The 14600-nt window shown below is 65.1% G+C and carries 17 protein-coding genes and 1 tRNA gene; 2 read left to right on the plus strand and 16 right to left on the minus strand.

Annotated features, from left to right (window positions below):
* Window positions 1-161: 161 nt before the first annotated feature.
* The 9 genes from NKH06_RS08665 to NKH06_RS08705 form a co-directional block, all read right to left on the minus strand.
* Window positions 162-246 (minus strand) — tRNA-Leu (locus NKH06_RS08665).
* A 73-nt stretch (window positions 247-319) separates the two neighbouring features.
* Entirely contained in the window at window positions 320-940 is a 621-nt protein-coding gene (locus NKH06_RS08670; protein WP_128305275.1) for a 2,3-bisphosphoglycerate-dependent phosphoglycerate mutase, read from the minus strand.
* Window positions 941-981: 41 nt separating this feature from the next.
* A complete protein-coding gene (dapB, locus tag NKH06_RS08675; protein WP_128305276.1) occupies window positions 982-1803 on the minus strand; it encodes a 4-hydroxy-tetrahydrodipicolinate reductase in 822 nt (273 codons plus the stop codon).
* Window positions 1800-3659, minus strand: a complete 1860-nt coding sequence (locus tag NKH06_RS08680) for an ABC transporter ATP-binding protein (protein ID WP_128305277.1) — start codon at window positions 3657-3659, stop codon at window positions 1800-1802. The genes dapB and NKH06_RS08680 overlap by 4 nt, the downstream gene beginning before the upstream one ends.
* A gap of 138 nt (window positions 3660-3797) precedes the next feature.
* Window positions 3798-4823, minus strand: coding sequence for a glucokinase (locus tag NKH06_RS08685; protein ID WP_352628885.1), 1026 nt, complete (start codon window positions 4821-4823; stop codon window positions 3798-3800).
* A 200-nt stretch (window positions 4824-5023) separates the two neighbouring features.
* The gene (gene mepA, locus NKH06_RS08690; RefSeq protein ID WP_502914436.1) at window positions 5024-6079 is read right to left on the minus strand and encodes a penicillin-insensitive murein endopeptidase; all 1056 of its coding nucleotides are present in this window, start codon (window positions 6077-6079) and stop codon (window positions 5024-5026) included.
* Window positions 6080-6176: 97 nt separating this feature from the next.
* Complete coding sequence (locus tag NKH06_RS08695) at window positions 6177-7073, minus strand: SDR family oxidoreductase (protein ID WP_352892736.1); 897 nt, start codon at window positions 7071-7073, stop codon at window positions 6177-6179.
* Window positions 7070-8224: a tRNA epoxyqueuosine(34) reductase QueG gene (gene queG, locus NKH06_RS08700; protein ID WP_352892738.1), complete on the minus strand. Its 1155-nt coding sequence runs from the start codon at window positions 8222-8224 to the stop codon at window positions 7070-7072. Before queG ends, NKH06_RS08695 begins: the two co-directional genes overlap by 4 nt.
* Window positions 8205-8897: a glutathione S-transferase family protein gene (locus NKH06_RS08705; RefSeq protein WP_352892740.1), complete on the minus strand. Its 693-nt coding sequence runs from the start codon at window positions 8895-8897 to the stop codon at window positions 8205-8207. Before NKH06_RS08705 ends, queG begins: the two co-directional genes overlap by 20 nt.
* 160 nt (window positions 8898-9057) lie before the next feature.
* Between NKH06_RS08705 and NKH06_RS08710 the strand changes: the two genes are divergently transcribed.
* Entirely contained in the window at window positions 9058-9864 is an 807-nt protein-coding gene (locus tag NKH06_RS08710; protein WP_352892741.1) for an undecaprenyl-diphosphate phosphatase, read from the plus strand.
* 34 nt (window positions 9865-9898) lie between these two features.
* Here the strand turns inward: NKH06_RS08710 and NKH06_RS08715 are convergent, their stop codons facing one another.
* The gene (locus tag NKH06_RS08715; RefSeq protein WP_128305282.1) at window positions 9899-10276 is read right to left on the minus strand and encodes a YraN family protein; all 378 of its coding nucleotides are present in this window, start codon (window positions 10274-10276) and stop codon (window positions 9899-9901) included.
* The gene (gene rsmI, locus NKH06_RS08720; protein WP_128305283.1) at window positions 10269-11198 is read right to left on the minus strand and encodes a 16S rRNA (cytidine(1402)-2'-O)-methyltransferase; all 930 of its coding nucleotides are present in this window, start codon (window positions 11196-11198) and stop codon (window positions 10269-10271) included. Before rsmI ends, NKH06_RS08715 begins: the two co-directional genes overlap by 8 nt.
* A gap of 134 nt (window positions 11199-11332) precedes the next feature.
* Between rsmI and NKH06_RS08725 the strand changes: the two genes are divergently transcribed.
* Window positions 11333-11524 carry a hypothetical protein gene (locus tag NKH06_RS08725; protein ID WP_023814163.1) on the plus strand — a complete coding sequence of 64 codons (192 nt, stop codon included), beginning with the start codon at window positions 11333-11335 and terminating at the stop codon, window positions 11522-11524.
* A gap of 73 nt (window positions 11525-11597) precedes the next feature.
* Here the strand turns inward: NKH06_RS08725 and NKH06_RS08730 are convergent, their stop codons facing one another.
* The 5 genes from NKH06_RS08730 to NKH06_RS08750 form a co-directional block, all read right to left on the minus strand.
* Window positions 11598-12035 carry an EamA family transporter gene (locus NKH06_RS08730; protein ID WP_023814162.1) on the minus strand — a complete coding sequence of 146 codons (438 nt, stop codon included), beginning with the start codon at window positions 12033-12035 and terminating at the stop codon, window positions 11598-11600.
* Between the two features lie 25 nt (window positions 12036-12060).
* Window positions 12061-12384 carry a low molecular weight protein tyrosine phosphatase family protein gene (locus tag NKH06_RS08735; protein WP_023814161.1) on the minus strand — a complete coding sequence of 108 codons (324 nt, stop codon included), beginning with the start codon at window positions 12382-12384 and terminating at the stop codon, window positions 12061-12063.
* A gap of 4 nt (window positions 12385-12388) precedes the next feature.
* On the minus strand, window positions 12389-13552 hold the full coding sequence (gene hemW / locus NKH06_RS08740) for a radical SAM family heme chaperone HemW (protein WP_352628871.1): 1164 nt from the start codon (window positions 13550-13552) through the stop codon (window positions 12389-12391).
* Complete coding sequence (gene rdgB / locus NKH06_RS08745; protein WP_128305286.1) at window positions 13549-14196, minus strand: RdgB/HAM1 family non-canonical purine NTP pyrophosphatase; 648 nt, start codon at window positions 14194-14196, stop codon at window positions 13549-13551. The genes hemW and rdgB overlap by 4 nt, the downstream gene beginning before the upstream one ends.
* Window positions 14196-14600, minus strand: a 405-nt coding sequence (locus tag NKH06_RS08750) for a VOC family protein (RefSeq protein ID WP_352892747.1), incomplete at its 5' end; no start/stop codon positions are given. The genes rdgB and NKH06_RS08750, both read right to left, overlap by 1 nt.

The following is a 14600-nucleotide window of genomic DNA, read 5'->3' on the forward strand; positions in this document are numbered from 1 at the left end:
AAATATGGTGCAGTGCAACAAGTCTTTGCTGCACGGCGTAGGCGCTGGCCTCGCTGAAACGGCCGTTTTAGAGTGACCTTGAGCCGCACAAAGAAAAAGCCCGGACGAACCGGGCTTTTTCTTTAAGTTTCTGAACCGTCGAAGGGTTCGAAACCGGAATTTGGTGCCCAGAAGAGGACTCGAACCTCCACTCCTTGCGGAACACGGACCTGAACCGTGCGCGTCTACCAATTCCGCCATCTGGGCTGGTGCGGGCTCATGTAAGCGGGCAAGCGATGTGTGTCAACGCGCTTTTTTCGCGGTTGCTCCGTTCGCCGGCTCAGTCGTCCAGCACTTCCTTGGACGCGACGGTGGAATCGGCGTTGAGCTGGTAGATGACCGGCACGCCGGTGCCGAGTTCCAGCTTGACGATCTCCTCGCCCGACTTGCCGTCGAGCGCCATGATCAGCGCGCGCAGCGAGTTGCCGTGCGCGGCGACCAGCACGGTGCCGCCGCGCAGCACATGCGGCTGCAGATCGTGCAGGTAATAGGGCCAGACCCGGGCGCCGGTGTCCTTCAGGCTTTCGCCGGCGGGCGGCGGCACGTCGTAGGAGCGGCGCCAGACATGCACCTGCTCCTCGCCCCATTTCTTGCGGGCATCGTCCTTGTTGAGGCCGGAGAGATCGCCATAGTCGCGCTCGTTCAGCGCCTGGTCGCGGATGGTCTTCAGGTCGCTTTGACCGACGGCGTCGAGGATGTGCTGACAGGTCTTTTGCGCCCGGATCAGCGCCGAGGTGAAGGCGATGTCGAATTTCAGGCCGCGCGCCTTGAGCCTCTCACCGGCGGCCTTGGCCTCGGCATGGCCCTGCTCGGTCAGGTCGACGTCGCGCCAGCCGGTGAACAGGTTCTTCAAATTCCATTCGCTCTGGCCGTGGCGCACGAGCACGAGGGTTCTCGACATGTTTGCTCCCTTCAGGTTGGGCAAGTTGGCAGATTGGCCGCTCAGCTGAGGCCGAGCACGTCCCGCATCGAATACAGTCCGGGCTTCTTGCCGCGCGCCCAAAGCGCTGCCTTGACGGCGCCGCGGGCGAAGATGGCGCGGTCCTCGGCATGGTGGGCCAGCGTGATGCGCTCGCCGGTGCCGGCCAGCAGCACGCTGTGATCGCCGACCACCGAGCCGCCGCGCAGCGTGGCGAAGCCGATCGAGCCCGTCTTGCGCACCCCGGTGTGGCCGTCGCGGACGCGCACATCATTGCCGGCAAGCGCAATGCCGCGCCCGGCAGCAGCGGCCTCGCCGAGCAGCAGTGCCGTGCCCGACGGCGCATCGACCTTGTGCTTGTGGTGCATTTCGAGGATCTCGACGTCGAAATCGTCGGCGTCGAGCGCGCGCGCGGCCTGTTCGACCAGCACCGCCAGAAGATTGACACCGAGGCTCATATTGCCCGACTTGACGATCATCGCGTGGCGCGCCGCCGCCGCTATTTTCGCGTTATCGTCGGCTGAACAGCCCGTCGTGCCGATGACATGGACGATGCGCGCCTGCGCCGCGTAGCCGGCGAATTCCACTGTCGAAGCAGGGGTGGTGAAATCGAGCACGCCATCGGCTTTGGCGAAGACCGGCAGCGGATCGCCGCTGATCGCCACATCGATGCGGCCAATGCCGGCGAGTTCGCCTGCATCCTTGCCCAGATGCGGCGAATCCGCCCGCTCGACCGCGCCGATAACTCGAGCGCCTGATATAGAGTGGATGGCACGGATCAGCGTCTGGCCCATGCGGCCGGCAGCGCCCACCACCACAAGGCCCATATCGCTTGCTTCGCTCATGTGCTCCTCACAGCAGTCTTCTTCGCACGCGTGGCCCGGACCGGAGTTTGGATCGGCTTGCTGTCATCGACAAGCCCCAGCCCCTTCTTGCCCTGGATGCGGTGGAAGCGGGAATAGATGCTGTCCGGGTCGGCCATCAGCGTCGCATGGGTGCCTTCCTCGACCAACCGGCCCTCTTCCAGCACGATGATGTGGTCGGCATTGACCACCGTCGATAGCCTATGCGCTATGACGATGGTCGTGCGGCCTTGCATGACTTGGGTCAGCGCTTCCTGGACGCGCGCCTCCGCCTCGTTGTCGAGCGCCGATGTCGCCTCGTCGAGCAGCAGGATCGGTGCCTGGCGCACGATCGCGCGGGCGATCGAGACGCGCTGGCGCTGGCCGCCGGAAAGAGTCGAGCCGCCTTCCCCGACCGGCGTGTCGTAACCTTGCGGCTGCTGGCGGATGAACTCGTCGGCTGCCGCCTGTTTCGCCGCCTGCTCGATCTCGGCGTCCGTGGCCGACAGACGGCCGTAGCGGATGTTGTCGCGGATCGTGCCCTCGAACAGATATGGCGCCTGCGCCACATAGGCGATCGACTGCCGCAGCGAATGCTTGGTTACCTTCGAGATGTCCTGGCCATCGACCTCGATGCTGCCCCGGTCGACGTCGTAGAAGCGCTGCAAGAGCGCCACCAGCGTCGATTTGCCGGCGCCCGACGCACCGACGATCGCCGTCACCTTGCCGGCCGCGGCGGTAAAGCTCAGGTCCCTAAGCACCGGCATGTCGGCGCTGTAGCCGAACGTCACATTGTCGAAACGCACCTCGCCGGTGGTGATCCTCGCCTCGACGGCATCGGGTGCGTCGCCCTGTTTTGGCTCCAGGTCGAGCAACTCGTAGATCATGCGCGCGTTGACCAGGGCACGTTCCATGCCCACCTGTGTGCGCGCCAGGCGTCTTGCCGGATCGTAAGCCATGATCAGTGCGGTGATGAAGGAGAAAACCGCGCCCGGCGGCTGCCCAAGATACAGCGCCCGGTAGCCGGAATAGGCAAGCACGGAGGTGATGGCGAGACCGCCCAGAATCTCGGAAATCGGCGACAGCCGCTCCGAGACGCGGGCGATCTTGTTGTTACGCTGCTCGGCCGTGTCCGCCATGATGCCGATGCGGCGCGCCAGCTCGGCCTCCAAGGTGAAGGCCTTGACGATGGCGATGCCTTGCGTGGCTTCCTGCACGGACCCGTTCAGCCGCGAATTGATCAGGACGGATTCCCGGTTGATACGCCGCAGTCGGCGGGTGATATAGACGACGGCCCAGATCAGTGGAGGGCCGATCAGCAGCGAGCTGAGCGACAACACCGGATCCTGATAGATCATCACGCCGACGAGAGCGATCAGCGTGACCGCGTCGCGGCTGATGGAGGTCAGTGTCAGCGACAGCAGATCGCGAACGCCGCCGACATTCTCGCTGACCTGTGCCGCCAGCCGACCGGAACGCGTATCGTTGAAGAAGTTGACGCCGAGCTTCATCAGATGGTCGAAGCTGCGCTTCTGGTAGCGCGCGACCAGATTGTTGCCGATACTGGCCAACGCGACTGCTTGGCCGTAACCGGCGAAGCCGCGCAGCAGGGAGGCTCCCATGAAACCGGCACAGATCAACCAGAGCATATCGCCGCGTCGTTCGTAGAAGATCTGGTTGATCATCGGGGCCATGATCCACGCCGTGAAGGCAGTGGTGCCGGAAACGATCAACAGGCAAGAGACGGCGACGACATAGGTCCAGCGATACTCGTTGCCGTTTTCAGCGAGGATGCGGCGGAGCACCGCTGTGACCTCGCCGGGCCGGGCTTTTTGTTTGTTTGGAGCTTGAAGTGTCAAATCGGGAGCGCTTTGTGGTTTTCCGCCTCGTGGGACCGGGGCTGCAAATTCGGCACCCCTCTTAACGCCCTGCGGCCTGATTGCCTATGCCCGCACCTGATTAACTTCGTCGCGGGGGCGCGAGCGCTTCGCTGGCTTTCAGGCCTGCCAGCGCCGGCCCTCGGTCTGGACGCCGAACAGCGAGGGGTTCCTGGCATAGGCGGCAAGGCCCAGAAGTGCGGCCAGCGGGTGGGTGATGACGTAGACCGGCATGGTGCGCATCATCGCGCTGTGCGGCGCCTTGTCCTCGAAAGCGGCGCGGAAATTGCCGGCTTTCAGCGCCGGCACGATCTTCTGCGCGATGCCACCGGTGAGGAACACGCCGCCGCGGCTCATGAATACCAGAGCAAGGTCGCCTGCGGTGCGCCCAAGGCAGGTGACGAAGATCTCCAGCGCTTCCTCGGCAACCGGATCGGTTTTCGCAAGTGCCGCGGCAGTGATCTCCGCCGGCGTCGTGAAGGGCGACGCCTTGCCGTCCGCCTTGGCCACCGCCCGGTAGACATTGACCAGACCGCGCCCGCACAGGATCTGCTCGCCCGAAACGCGGCCTTCGAGCTTCTCGATATGCGGAAAAACCTCGAAATCGCGCGGTGTGCGCGGGCCGATGTCCATATGGCCGCCCTCGCCGGGGACCGGTATCCAGTGGTGCAGCGCATGGACCAGCCCGGCGACGCCGAGCCCGGTTCCCGGACCGAGCACGACGCGCCCGGCATTGGGCTCCGGCGTGCCGCCGCCGATCTTTTCCATGTGCTCCTCGCCGAGCGCGACGACGGCCAGCGCCTGCGCCTCGAAATCGTTGAGCACGACGATGTCGCTCAGGCCGAGGCTGGCGAACATTTTCCTCGGCTTGACGATCCAGGGGCAGTTGGTCAGCTCGATCTCGTCGCCGTCGACCGGGCCAGCCACCGCCAGCACCGCCGAATTGGGACGCACCGACGAGCGGTCGAGCACGGCCGCCTGGATCGCCTCGTCGATGGTGTTGTAGTTCGCCGTCTGGACGATGGTCGGCTCGCCTGCCTCGGAATTGGCGTCGAGCACGATCGAAAAGCGCGCATTGGTGCCGCCGATGTCGCCGATCAGGATCGGAAACCGCAGCAAAGTGTCGTCGTCGCCTGTGCGTGGCATGCTCTCGTCCGTCTCCGGCGCCCCCGACGGCATCTGGCCGTTCTTCCGTTGACTAGCGCATGGGTTTGAAAAGGGAAACGGTTTTCGACCCCGGCGGCGCGCTGAGGCCGGCTCTGCGGCCAAACCGCCACGGTTTCGCAAAAATGAGGCGTTGAACCGATTGAGCCTGCCTATAAGCTGTAAGCTATAAGCCGTGATCGTCAGTTTCCAGGCGGTCGCGGTCTCGGCAGCGGCACGCCGATCTCGGGAGTCGCCGTGAAAGCGTTCCCCGTGCTTGGCAGGCCGGCGGCGGCCGGGGTGGCGGGCAATGACGGCGCTTCGGATTCGGGCGCCGCGGCCGCGACCGGCACGCCGCCGCCATGGTAGGTAGCCGCCTCGGCCGACGACGGCCCCGGCGCGTCGAGCACGGCGCGGCATTCGCTCGGCAGGTTCGCCATCGTCATCAGGTCGCGGGCCTTGGGCGCATCGGGGTTCTTGTTGGGGCGCCAGGGCTCCTGCGTGAACCACCAGGCCAGCGGCTTGCCGCAACCGTCATCGTCCGGCGTCGCTTCCTGCGCCTTGCAGCCGGGCGATCCGGGCTGACAGCCGATGCGCATGTGGAAATGATAGTCGTGGCCCCAGAACGGCCTGACCTTACGCAGCCAGAAGCGGTCGCCCTTGACGGTATCGCAGAGCTTTTTCTTGATGCCCGGATTGACCAGGATGCGCTCGACCTGGCTGTAGCTTGCCGCGCGCTTCAAAAGCCTTGTGTGCGCTGGCGTCCACAGCGCGTCCTTCACCAGATGGGTCTTCTCATCGACCATCAAGGTGGCGCTCATCGATTCGCGCTGCGCCATCGACAGCGGGCGGCTGGGCATCGGCGTCAGCCAGATGTCGGCGTCGAGCCCGATCTGGTGCGAGGCATGTCCTGTCAGCATCGGGCCGCCGCGCGGCTGCGAAATGTCGCCGATCAGCAGGCCTGGCCAACCATCGGCCGCTGCGTCGCGCGACAATTTCTCGACTACCGCGATCATCGCCGGATGGCCCCAGCGGCGGTTGCGCGACGGCCGCATCACCTGCCAGGTCGGACCGTCCAAGGGAATGGCGACGCCGCCGGCAAAACAGCCCTTGGAATAGAATCCGATCGACTGCGCCGCGGTGGCGGCCGGCAGTTTCTTGGCGCCGAACAGGTCTTTTGCCCGTTCCTCGGCCGCCGCCGGCTGCGTGGCGAAGCCGACCAGGGCAAGCAGGCCAAGCGCGGCCGCAAGAAGCGGCATTCTGCCCAGCGACGATGGCCTTGATGCCTTCATGAACCCCCACCCACCACAGCTCGAACCGCCGAATCATAGCATGCCCGACGCACGGCTTCGATCGCTACCGCTTCATCGGGCTGCGCGCCTCGCCGTCGCGCCAGTCGCCGCTTGCCCACATATGGTCGAAGGCGGCGCGGTAGTCCGGAAAGCGCAGGGAATAGCCCGCCGCCTTGATCGCCATGTTGGCGACACGCTTGTTCTCGCCATAGAAGGACCGCGCCATGGGCGAAAGTTGGGCGGCGTCGAAGGGAATTTCGGGCGGCGCGGTGACGCCCATCAGCGACGCGGCATAGGCGACGACATCCTGCGGCGGCGCCGGCAGATCGTCGGTAACGTTGAAGATGCCACCTGCATTGCTTTCGATGAGCTGCCACAGGGAGCCTGCAATATCGTCGCAATGGATGCGGTTGAACACCTGATCGGGCTTGACCAGCCGCCTTGCGGTGCCGTTTTCCAGATTGACCAGCGCGTTGCGGCCGGGGCCGTAAATGCCGGAAAGCCGCAGGATCGCCACCGGCCGGCCGATCTCGCGGCCGAGTTCCAGCCAGTCCTGTTCGGCCGCCACCCGCATCACAGAGCGCTTCGACACCGGCCGGCATTGCGCCGTTTCATCGACCCACGCGCCGTCATAATTGCCATAGACGCCGACAGTCGAGAGATAGCCGATCCATTCGAGCGCCGGCATTTGAGCCAGGATTACCGCGCGGGCGGCATTCAGCACGGGATCGCCGGCCTCTTCCGGAGCGATCGAAATCACCAGATGCGTTGTTTTTCCCAACGCATCGCCGGTTTCCTCGGTCAGCGCGCCATCGAACAGCAGCGGCGCGATGCCGGCCTGGCGCAGCGCCTCGAACTTTTCCGGCGCGCGCGTCGTCCCAAAGACCCGACCGTTGCCGGCTCGGGCAAAGGCCTTGCCGGAATAGCCGGCGCCGAAGATGAAGACCTGTTTTTCGCTCATGCCTGTACCCTGGTTGGCCGAGCCAGACGCCATTCGTCGCGCACGGCCGCCTCGCCCTCGGTTTTCAGGCCGATAGCTGCCCGTTCGGAGTATTCGGCATCGGGCACCAGCCGCGCCAGCGCCCATACTGCCGCGCCCCGCACCAGCGGCGAAGCATCGTCCAGCAAGACGCGCACAGCGTCGGCAAGAGAGGCATCGCCGGAATTGCCGGCGGCGATCAGCACGTTGCGGATGAACCGGTCGCGGCCGATGCGTTTTATCGGCGAACCGGAGAAGAAAGCGCGGAAGGCCGCGTCATCGAGACCCAAAAGGTCGGCGAGCGGCGGCTCGCGCAAATCATCGCGCGCGACGAGTTTTGCTTCGGAAGCCGCCTTGGCGAATTTGTTCCACGGGCAGGCGGCAAGACAATCGTCGCAGCCATAGATGCGGTTGCCGATCTTTTCGCGGAACTCACGCGGGATCGGCCCCTTGTTCTCGATGGTGAGATAGGAAATGCAGCGCCGCGCATCGAGCCGGTAGGGCGCCGGAAAAGCATCCGTCGGGCACGCGTCGAGGCAGGCGCGGCAGGAGCCGCAATGATCGATCTCGGCGCGGCCGGGCACGAGTTCGGCGGTGGTGAAGATGGTGCCGAGGAACAGCCAGGAGCCGTGCTCGCGGCTGACCAGATTGGTGTGCTTGCCTTGCCAGCCGAGCCCGGCGGCCTCGGCCAGCGGCTTTTCCATCACCGGCGCAGTGTCGACGAACACCTTCACATCACCGCCGGCGCGCGCCACGAGCTTGCCGGCGATCTCCTTCAGCCGCCCCTTCATCACATCGTGATAGTCGCGGTTCTGCGCATAGACCGAGATGGCGCCACGGTCGCGCTTGGCCAGCACGCCGCGCGGATCATGGTCGGGGCCGTAGTTCATCGCCAGCACGACGATCGACCGCACCTGCGGCCACAGTGCCGCCGGTTCGGCCCGGCGTTGCAGCGTCTCGGCGATCCAGTCCATCGAGCCGTGAAAGCCATCGGCGACGAATTCGGCCAGGCGCGCCGGCGCCAGCGGGATCGCATCGGGGGAGGTGACGGCGACGGCACCGAAGCCGGCGCGCTGCGCCTCCGCGTCGATCAGCGCGCGCAGTTTCGCGGCGTCAGAAGTCGAGGTCCGCATAGTGCGACACCGGCGACAGGCCACGCACCCGGTCGGTCAAGAGCGGCCGAAAGGATGGCCGCGACTTGACCCGCGTGTACCACTCGCGTGCAGCGCTGTGCTCGCGCCAGTCGATCTCGCCGAGATAATCGAGCACCGACAGCGTCGCCGCGGCCGCGAGATCGGCATAGGTGACCCTCGAACCGGCCAGCCAATGGCGGGTGCCGGCCAGCCAGTTGGTGTATTTCATGTGCTGGCGGATGTTGGCGCGCGCGGCACGGATCGCGCCCGAATCGGGCGAGCCGCCGCCCGCCGTTTCCGGCATGACCGGCTTCAGCACGCGCTCGCGCACCAGATGGCGGGTAACTTCGCTTTCAGCCTTGTTGAGATACCAGTCGATGAGCCGGCGGATTTCGGCGCGCTGCATCGGGTCCTCGGCGAACAGCCGCTTGTCGCGCTTCAGCACACCGCGCGTTTCATCGAGATATTCCGAAATCACCGTCGCGCCGACGATCGGCACGTGGCCTTCGGCCAGCAGGATCGGCAGCGTGCCGGCCGGGTTCAGCGCCAGGAACTCCTTGCGCCGGGTCCACGGCTTTTCCTCGATCAAAGCCAGCTCCTCGCCATACTCGCCGAATGCGAGGCGGACGAAGCGACAGGTGGCGAACATGGGATGGTGGAAAAGCGTCAGCATGGTTCCGCGATGATAAAGCGCACTGGCGAATCGCAGGGCGCACCGGTAAGTCTTGGCCGCCCGGTTAGCGGGCCGTCAGGGTGTTGCGACCTATAGGGGGACTTCAACGCCATGACAAGCAAGCCCTTCTGTCAGCCGTCACGCCAATGCCGAGGTAGCCATGGAAAGCCAGACCATCGTCGAAGCCCTGCTGCTCGGCCTGCTGGAGGGGCTGACCGAGTTCATCCCGGTGTCGTCGACCGGCCATATTCTGCTTGCCGGTCATTTCCTCGGCTTCCATTCGACCGGCAAGGCCTTCGAGATCCTGATCCAGCTCGGCGCCATCCTGGCGATCCTCAGCGTCTATTTCCGCCGGCTGTGGAAGATGCTGCTCGACCTGCCGCATGACCGGCTGACGCGGCATTTCGCCATCGGCATCCTGATCGCCTTCCTGCCGGCGGCGATCATCGGCGCGCTGGCGCATGATTTCATCAAGACGGTGCTGTTCGAATCGCCGAGGCTGATCTGCATCATGCTGATCATCGGCGGCGTCGTACTGCTGGCGGTGGACCGCATGAACCTCAAGCCGGTCTACCGCGATGTCGAGCGCTTCCCGACCCGGCTTTACCTGCAGATCGGGCTTTTCCAGTGCCTGTCGCTCATTCCCGGCACATCGCGTTCGGGCTCGACCATCGTCGGCGCCCTGCTTTTGGGCGTCGATAAGCGCGCGGCCGCGGAATTTTCCTTCTTCCTTGCGATCCCGACCATGGTCGGCGCCTTCGCCTTCGACCTGTTCAAGAACCGCAACGTGCTGAGCAGCGCCGACCTGCCGATCATCGCCGTCGGCTTCGTCGCCGCCTTCGTCACGGCGCTCATAGTCGTACGCTTCCTGCTCGATTACGTCTCGCGCAACGGCTACTCGCTGTTCGGCTGGTGGCGGCTGGTGGTGGGTATTGTCGGGCTGGCGGCGCTGATGATTTGGGGGTGAGCTTACCCTCCCCCTTGTGGGGAGGGTAAGCTACTCAATTCCTTCCGTAAAACGCGTTCTCGACATGCACCGGCCAGCGCCAGGGCAGCACCGCGACCATGTCGAAGCGCATCGACAATCTGCCGTAGTCCGCTTGGCGTGACAGCCAGATGTCAGCCGCGCCTTCTATGCGACGCTCCGATTCGTGACCGATCGCCTCCATGGCTTCCATCAGCGTGCGGCGCGCCTTGACCTCGACGAACAGCACCAGATCGCCGCGCCGCGCGATCAGGTCGATCTCGCCGAAGCGTGTGCGGTGGCGGCGCGCAAGAATCCTGTAGCCCTTCATCATCAGGGCTGCCGCCGCCAGCCATTCGCCGCGATGACCGCGTCGATAGGCTTTCAGGCGGCTGGAGCTCGGGCGCTCAGCCACTGTCGCTTTCTCCAGAAATCTCCCTGAGCTCTAGCAGCCGCCGATAGAGCGCCTGTTTCTGGCCGCCGGTCATTTTCGCGGCTTCCGCAGCCGCCTTGGAAGCCGGCATCTCGGCGGCGAGCGACAGCAGCAGGCGGTCGATATCGGCGGGCTCGTCCGCCTTGGCCTCGGCCGGGCCGACGCAGACGACGATCTCGCCCTTCGGCGTATCGGCCGCAGCATAGTGGTCGGCCAGCGCCTGCAGCGTGCCGGTTCGCATCTCCTCGAAGGTCTTGGTCAATTCCCTGCCGATAGCCGCCTTTCGCTCGCCGCCCAGCGCTTCGACCATGGCACCGAGGGATTCGGCCAGCCGACGCGGCGATTCGAAGAAGATCAGCGTCGCCGGCACGGCTTTCAGTGCCTCCAGCCGCGTCAACCGCTGCCCGGTCTTCACCGGCAAAAATCCGGCGAACATGAAGGCATCGGAGGGCAGGCCGGATGCGGTCAACGCCGCAAGCGGCGCCGACGGGCCGGGGATCGGCACGACGCGAATGCCGTGGTCGAGCGCCTCGCCGACCAGCCGGTAGCCGGGATCGGATACCAGCGGCGTGCCGGCATCGGAGATCAGCGCCACGCTCTGCCCGGCCTGAAGTGCCGATATCAGCTTCGGCCCGGCCTCGCCGGCATTGTGTTCATGATAGGCCGTGGTGCGGCGGCGAATGCCGTAGCGCTCGAGCAGCACGCGCGACACCCGCGTGTCTTCGCAGGCGACGATGTCGGCCGCGGCCAGCGTCTCCAGCGCGCGCAGCGTGATGTCGGCGAGATTGCCGATCGGCGTCGCCACCAGATAGAGCGCCGGCTCCAATGGCCGTGCCGCGATCTCGGTCTGCCCGACCACATAGCTGCGCTTGCTCGTCTCTGCGGTCACCGATGACTTCTCCATTCAGCCCTGTTTGGCACGGCTGACGCGGGCTTGCAAAAGCTGACGCCGATGTAAGGAATTCGCCTTTCCTTTGCCACAGTGGGGAACCAAACCGGCGTTGGCAGATTAGCCCCCTGATTCCGGAGGAGGACAGGATGGACAGCCTGAAGATACAGGACGCTTTCGAGCCTTACTATGCCGGCCGCAAGCGCGGTGCCGCGCCCACGGCCAAGCGCCCGCCTGCCAAGACCGAGAACAGCCTGACCAAAGAGCGGACCGCGAGCACCTCGCCGACGAAGGGCAGGCATTCCGACAGCAACAAACCAGACAGCACGACGGAGCACTGACCGGACGATGCCCAATCGCTTCGACATCTTCATCACCCGTCTTGAAACAAAGAATGCCCGCAACGGCGCGCAACTAGCCTCGATAGGCGACCAGCACCGCGCCCGCCGCGATAAGGGCGACGCCAAGCCAATTCGCTCCGGACAACCGCTCGCCGAGAAAGGCCGCGCCAAACACCGCCACAAGCACGACGCTTAGCTTGTCGATCGGCGCCACCTGCGCCGCATTGCCGATCTTGAGCGCCCGAAAATAGCAGAGCCATGAGGCGCCGGTCGCCAGACCGGACAGGCCGAGGAAAGCCCAGGTCTTTCCCGAGATTGTAGCCGGCGACTGGAACTGGCCGCTGGCGAGCAGGATGGCACCGAGCACGATCAGGATGATGACCGTGCGGATGAAGGTGGCGAAATCGGAATTGATGTTCTCGATGCCGACTTTGGCGAAGACCGCCGTCAGGGCCGCGAATGCAGCCGAGAGGAGGGCCCAGAATTGCCAGGAGGATACGGTCAGGTTCATGCCGGTGGCCTTTGCGGATGGCGTCTCAACCGAGATACCGTGAAACGCGTGCCTTCAGAAGGCTAATCAACTCAAGATCCATGAATTCATACTCGTCAGGTATATCGAGGCAGATAACACGGGCCTTCCTCAGGCTGGCCTTGAATTTCTTCTGCAGTTTGGTGCGGTGCGCCTTTTCCATGACGAAGATGAGGTCGGCCCACGCCACCAGATAATGCGTCAGCGGCGTGTCGGCATCGTGGTTGGTCCCCGCCGAGGCCACCTCGATATCCCGGCGCGTTGAAAACACCTGTTCGGCGGTGGGGCTGCGCAAGCGATTCTGGCTGCAGACAAAGAGGACGTTCTTCAAAGGGTTAGCGCGCCAGATCGGCGACCACGGCGTCGAGCACGATCATACCGGCCGGCGTGGCGCGCAGGCGCGAATTGCCGATCGGCGCCACCAGCCCCTCTCCCTGCAGCATCGACAGCCGCGAGCTCGACAGGCCGCGTCCGGAGAACGCTTCGTAGCGGGAGAGGTCGATGCCTTCGGCGAGCCGCAGGCCCATCAGCAGGAATTCGTCGGCCTCTTCCGAACGCGTCAGGATTTCGCCGCCGGTGACGCCATGGCCCTTGGCCTCGACCAGATTGGCCCAGGTTTCCGGCATCCGCTCGGCGATCGTCACCGTGCGGCGACCATTTTCGACGAAGCGGCCATGCGCGCCCGGCCCGACGCCGACATATTCGCCATAGCGCCAATAGGTGAGGTTGTGCCGGCTCTCGGCGCCCGGCCTTGCGTGGTTGGAGATCTCGTAAGCCGGCAAACCATGCGCCGATGTAATCTCCTGCGTCAGCGCATAGAGGTCAGCGGCGTGGTCATTGTCGGGAATGATGAATTTCTTTGCCGCGTGCAGGGCGTGGAAGGGCGTGCCTTCCTCGATGGTCAGCTGGTAAAGCGACAGATGGTCGGCGGCATGGCCGATCGCCTGTTCCAGCTCCGATGCCCAAGCCTCCGGCGTCTGGCCGGGCCGGGCATAGATCAGGTCGAAGGACAGCCTTGGGAATATTTCCCGCGCGAGGCCGATGGCGTGCAGCGCTTCCTCGACATTGTGCAGCCGCCCGAGGAAGCGCAAATCCTTGTCATCCAGCGCCTGCACGCCGAGCGACACGCGGTTGACGCCGGCTGCCCGGTAGCCGCGAAAGCGTTCGGCCTCGACCGAGGACGGATTGGCCTCCAGCGTCACCTCGATGCCGTCAGGCACAGTCCAGTTCTTCGCCACGGCGTCCAGAACCCTGGCCACCGTTTCCGGCTTCATCAGCGACGGCGTGCCGCCGCCGAGAAAAATGCTGGTCACCTCGCGCGGCCCGGTGCGTTCGCGCATCGTCGCCAGCTCGGCCTCGAAGGCGCTGGCAAAGCGCTCCTGGTCGACCGGCTGGTGGCGGACATGGCTGTTGAAGTCGCAATAGGGGCATTTGGCCGCGCAGAACGGCCAGTGGACATAGACGCCGAAACCGGGCGTCCGGTCGAGCAGCATGCTCATGCCGAGCCCAATCTCGCCTTGGCGAACTTCTGGAAGGCGCGAGCGCGATGCGACAGCGCCGTCGGCTGGCCGGGCTTCCAGCCGTGCTTTTCCTCGGCCGTCATCTCACCAAAAGTCTTGTCGAAGCCGTCGGGGAGGAAGACCGGGTCGTAGCCGAAGCCGAGTTCGCCGCGCGGCGGCCAGACCAGCGTGCCTTCGGCCTCGCCGCGATAATATTCCGCCTCGCCGTCGGGAAACGCCAGGCAGATGACGGCGACGAAGCGTCCCTTGCGCTGTTGCGGCAAGGCCGCGCCGACTTCCTGCAACGCCACTTCGGTGCGCTGCATGGCCATGCCGAAATCGCGCGATCCATCCGGGGTTTCGGCCCAGTTGGCGGTGTAGACGCCGGGCGCGCCGTCGAGCGCGTCGACGCACAGGCCGGAATCGTCCGACAGCGCCGGCAGGCCGGTCGCCTTGGCGGCGGCGAGCGCCTTGATGTAGGCGTTCTCCTCGAAGGTGGTGCCGGTCTCGTCAGGCTCCGGCAGGCCATACTCCTTGGCCGACTTGGCTTCGAAGCCGAACGGCCCCATCAGGTCGGCGAATTCGCGCAGCTTGCCGTCATTATGGCTAGCGACGACGATCTTCTTTCCGTCGAGAGAATGCATCAAAGGCCCCAGATTCGTGGCTCGGCGAATTCGATCGAATTGCCCGAGGGGTCGCGTATATAGATCGAACGGCCGCCCTGCGGCCATTCGAATTCGCTCTCGATAGCGATGTGCTTCGCCTCGAGATGCGCTTTCCAGCGCACGATTTCGTCGGCGGTCGCCGCAAAGCAGAGATGGCCTTCCCCGACCGTGCCGTGCGGCGGCACCGGCAGCCTGGCGTCGGACGCCGGCGGGATTTTGGTCGCCTCGGCGTTGAAGACGAGCAGCACGCCGGGGCCGCAGCGGAAGAAGAGATGCCGGCCGGCCACCTTGCCGAGGAGGGGGAGGCCGAGGATGTCGGTGTAGAAGGTTTCCGCTGCGGTCAGGTCGCTGACGTAGAGAGCTGATTCAAGGATGGCAGAGGG

It is taken from the genome of Mesorhizobium sp. M1342 (genome assembly GCF_040317955.1).
Lineage (GTDB): Bacteria > Pseudomonadota > Alphaproteobacteria > Rhizobiales > Rhizobiaceae > Mesorhizobium.